This is a genomic window from Siminovitchia thermophila, assembly GCF_016909185.1.
GTDB classification, from domain to species: Bacteria; Bacillota; Bacilli; order Bacillales; family Bacillaceae_C; genus Siminovitchia; species Siminovitchia thermophila.
The window spans coordinates 1-3849 of record NZ_JAFBFH010000070.1; the positions used below are offsets into that span (position 1 = coordinate 1).

The following is a 3849-nucleotide window of genomic DNA, read 5'->3' on the forward strand; positions in this document are numbered from 1 at the left end:
CGCTGTTTGAATACATCGAGTTCTTCTACAATTCTAAGCGGATCCATTCGACTTTGGGCTACTATACGCCAAATGAATTTGAGCAAATGTATGGAGATTCCGCAGCCTGATTTTACCGCCATAAAAAAGTTTAAATGCCCTTTATTTAAACTTTTTTATGACGGCCACCAAGCGAAAGCGCGGTAGAAAATCTGTGTCTACTTTCTTGACATAGTATCAAACCTTTTGACATGTTCTAACAAGTATTGATAAACAAGATATGGGATCATAGTTGGTTGAGAACGTTCAATTAGATTTAAAATCAAAGCAACTCCACCTGTTACATAAAGAGCAGCCATAGATATTCCCGTTAATGGAACAAAATTATTGTAAATGAGTGGAAACGACGTTTTCACCGGGAGCAACAAAGTCAAGATTCATATTAGATGATACCGAGATTTTTAGGGATAGTAGATAACGTTTCAAAAACAGAAATGATAGGTGTTGACCTACATATCAGTTTTTTCTTTCATTTTTGTTTCCCCCTTTAATTATTAAAGTGAACAGGGGGAGTAAAACAGCAATATATAATGATACTAGAAAAGCCGAAAAAATTGGGTAACAGGTACGCTATTCATTATTAATTGGTTTGGATCGGGAGCATTTATTATAGGTTTTTTCCATAAGGTTTGTTTAAAAGAGATAACTATTTATAGAAGCTAATTTTTCCACGTTAAGGAAAAGGTTGTTTTTTTATTCCAAAAAACATGTTCCTTAAGCATTGGGTTGTATTGTGCAAAATAAAAACAGTGAGAAATGCAAAGGAAATCTTAGAATCCTGCAATCTATTAGGGTAAGCAAAAAGCTTGCCAGCCCAAGCGATAAAGTTCACCATATCAAAAATCTAAGAAATGAGAAATCATTATCGATCAATGAGATATCGAGAAGAACCGGATTCTATTGGGAGACCGGAAAGAAATACGCGGATGAAGATCAGATTCCCGAAGAGAGTCTCCCCCGAAAAGGCGGGGATGATGTATGTGGAAATATGGGGAGAGATTGTTTCAGACTGGCTGATGGAAGATTATGCGCTGAAGAAAAAGTTGCGGCGTAACAACAAGGTCATATTCAAACAGTTGGAAAGCTGGGGTTTCCCGGCTCTTACAGGACATTGTGCAATTTCACGAAAGAATGGCGGGAGAACCTTCCCGAGGGTGAGTATGCCTTCAAAGAAGAATAGGACCGGTTGACCCATCCGCAGGCCGAAGCCCAAATCGACTTCGGCACCACAGTAGCCATACAGGACGGAAAGGTAAAAGATATTCACTGCCTTGTTATGAGTCTTCCATTCAGTAACGCAGGTTACACGGTTCCTCTCCCGGCAGAAAACCAGCAATGTTTTCTGGAAGGCTTGAAGATATTGTTCAAACAACTGGGCCATGTCCCCCGGAAGCTGCGGATCGACAACCTGGCTCCTGCAATGGCCAAGTCAGGGGGAAGCATGGCGATACGGTCTTTACCGCTGGTTTTCAGATGTTTGCCCGATAATATGGATTCGAACCTGGGGCCTGCAACGCCCGAAAAGGGAACGAGAAAGGCCATGTGGAGAATAAGGTCGGATATGTGCGCTATAACTTCTTCACACCGTCACCGGTCATCAGGGATTTGGATTACCTGCAGGAAATGTTGGTGGATAAGTCCCGTCAAGACCACCTGCGCGACCATTATAAAAAAGGCGAGAGGATTGCGAACCTGATTGAAGAGGAAAAGAAATATTGCCTCTCCCTGCCGGAACAGGAGTATTCGGTATTTAAAAAAGAGTCGGTAACAGCCAATAAATATGGGGAAATCCAGATGGATGGGCATCGTATACATATTCCCGAAGTGGACTGGCGTGCGTATGACTCCCTGCAGCCTGCCGTACCGGTACCCGGACAGGAAGGTGACCTTCCCTATTAAGCACCGGCTGAAAAAGATGTGTAAATCCCTGCGTCTGGCCTTGTGGCTGATATTTATGAACGAATCCCTTTTGAAGATCAGGCCAATACCTGGAAGCTATATTCCGGCAGAAATTTGATCTTAGGGAGACCGCTAAGGGTGAGCGACTAATCAAAAAGGCCAGATTCCTGAATGAAAAGGAGTTGGAGGATTTTCGCTGGACAGAGCAGGTGAAATTCCCTCCGCAAATTGACAGGGATGGTTTAAAATGCCTGGACTACTTTATCGCCGCAAAGAAAATGTCATTCTGACGGGGTCTCCCGGCACTGTAAAGACGCATATTGCCACCATACTGGGCAGGAGTGCCTGCAGGAAGGGATAGGAGGTGAGCTTCTTCCGAGTGGCCGATTTGGTGGATTCCCTGGAAAGAGCGTAGAACGAAGGGAAGTTCCAATCCTTCAGAAACAAGCTCAATAAAGTGGATCTAGTCTTTCTGGATGAGATGGGCTATGTCCCTTTAGTAAGGATGGGGCTGAGCTGTTGTTCCAGCTGGTGACAGACTGGTATGAACTAAAAAGTCTGATCATTACTTCTAACCTCGAATTTAGCCAATGGAATCGTATATTCACCGATGCCAGGCTGACCGCTGCCCTCGTGGATCGTATGATTCACCACTCTCATATTTTAAGTTTTACCGGTGACAGCTTACCGTGTAACACTCACTGTCTAATCACAAAACATAAAAATCAGGGCTGGCAAAGCTCTCATATTTCTTTCGCATTTTTATCAACTTTTATCTTGCAAAATACAATAGCCTTGCATGTGTGAAATTCCCGAAAATATCTTTGAAACATATAAAAAGCTGAAAAAAAGGTTTCCAAAGCTGATAAAATAGCTTGCTGCATTGCCTTTGTAGGAACTATAACAGCGTGATTTTTGCATGAACATCTTCCCCTGAGCCTTCTTATGGTTTATTTTCTTGCATCTGTTTATCAATTCCAAGTGGATCCGGCGGTAGCCATAATTTCAATCTTAATTCTTCATTTTCCACAAGACAATCAAAACCTACAAATGCAATCATAATACATTCTCTATTATTGATTTTTTTCACGAGGTATGGCGCATTAATTAAATTTAAGGCCATGATTCTCATTTCTTTGTAGATTCGTCTAATTATTCCACCTGATTTTAAAAAGAGGTGAAATGTAGAACTACTAAAAAAACATACTTAATAATTGGGAATAGTTACACTTTTAATATATTTCCCCTTTTTTGTTTTAGTTTTTCTACTTTTATTTCACAAGTAGATAGTAAGATCTTTTTACTTATGTAGACAAAACAGTAAATTCGAGTAAATAAGTTAATAATTGAGGGTACAACTTATCGCTTCCTACCTATTTTAAGGACTTGGATGGTGGTAACCTCATCCAAGCTCAAATTCAAGGGGCGGCAAGTTTTTGTATATAAAACCCCATAAATGGAGGAATTATTAACTTTTTACTATAGAAATTTTGGCATTTTTATGGGGGGATACTATGTTTCATGAAAATGACGGAGCTTACGAAGAATGTCCCAAAAAGAAAATTATTAAGTTAAAGGAGAGATTACCATTATTACTTAAAGATCCAATCATTAAAGAATTTTTAAGAAGTGAAGAAAATGAAAAGATTTTTAATGAAGTAATAAATGGTCAGCTTGACATTAAACATCTAGACAATAAATTTAAAGAATTTTATCTGTTTAATAGAATTATTCGATATATGACCGGTTTAATTAAAAGATATTCAATTGACTACGATAAGAGAGTTAAATTAAGAAATGAACGATACCAACTGACTTATAAATGCTACTCTAAGAATGTACAAAGTTGATTGTTTAATAATGTACAGCTTCGACCAATAACCGCATAATATTCTTGAGGTGAATATTATG

At 39.3% G+C, this 3849-nt stretch carries 6 protein-coding genes; 5 read left to right on the forward strand and 1 reads right to left on the reverse strand.

The window, feature by feature from the left end:
- Positions 1-14: 14 nt before the first annotated feature.
- Positions 15-110, forward strand: coding sequence for an IS3 family transposase (locus tag JOC94_RS22435; protein WP_408021948.1), 96 nt, complete (start codon positions 15-17; stop codon positions 108-110).
- Between the two features lie 953 nt (positions 111-1063).
- Here the strand turns inward: JOC94_RS22435 and JOC94_RS22440 are convergent.
- Positions 1064-1411 (reverse strand): hypothetical protein, encoded by a 348-nt coding sequence (locus JOC94_RS22440; protein WP_139345574.1) that lies wholly within the window; start codon positions 1409-1411, stop codon positions 1064-1066.
- 170 nt (positions 1412-1581) lie between these two features.
- Between JOC94_RS22440 and JOC94_RS22445 the strand changes: the two genes are divergently transcribed.
- The 4 genes from JOC94_RS22445 to JOC94_RS22455 all read left to right on the forward strand — a co-directional run bounded on the left by JOC94_RS22445 (position 1582) and on the right by JOC94_RS22455 (position 3788).
- Positions 1582-1938, forward strand: a complete 357-nt coding sequence (locus tag JOC94_RS22445; RefSeq protein WP_077110245.1) for a hypothetical protein — start codon at positions 1582-1584, stop codon at positions 1936-1938.
- A gap of 247 nt (positions 1939-2185) precedes the next feature.
- Complete coding sequence (locus JOC94_RS23290; protein ID WP_253191856.1) at positions 2186-2299, forward strand: ATP-binding protein; 114 nt, start codon at positions 2186-2188, stop codon at positions 2297-2299.
- 170 nt (positions 2300-2469) lie between these two features.
- Complete coding sequence (locus JOC94_RS23295) at positions 2470-2745, forward strand: ATP-binding protein (protein ID WP_253191857.1); 276 nt, start codon at positions 2470-2472, stop codon at positions 2743-2745.
- A 707-nt stretch (positions 2746-3452) separates the two neighbouring features.
- Positions 3453-3788 (forward strand): hypothetical protein, encoded by a 336-nt coding sequence (locus JOC94_RS22455; protein ID WP_077110248.1) that lies wholly within the window; start codon positions 3453-3455, stop codon positions 3786-3788.
- Positions 3789-3849: the final 61 nt, after the last annotated feature.

What these genes read in the sequence shown, in the direction of transcription:
- JOC94_RS23290 (WP_253191856.1), top strand. Translation starts at nt 2,186, where the DNA reads ATGCCTGGACTACTTTATCGCCGCAAAGAAAATGTCATTCTGACGGGG.
- JOC94_RS22455 (WP_077110248.1), top strand. Translation starts at nt 3,453, where the DNA reads ATGTTTCATGAAAATGACGGAGCTTACGAAGAATGTCCCAAAAAGAAA.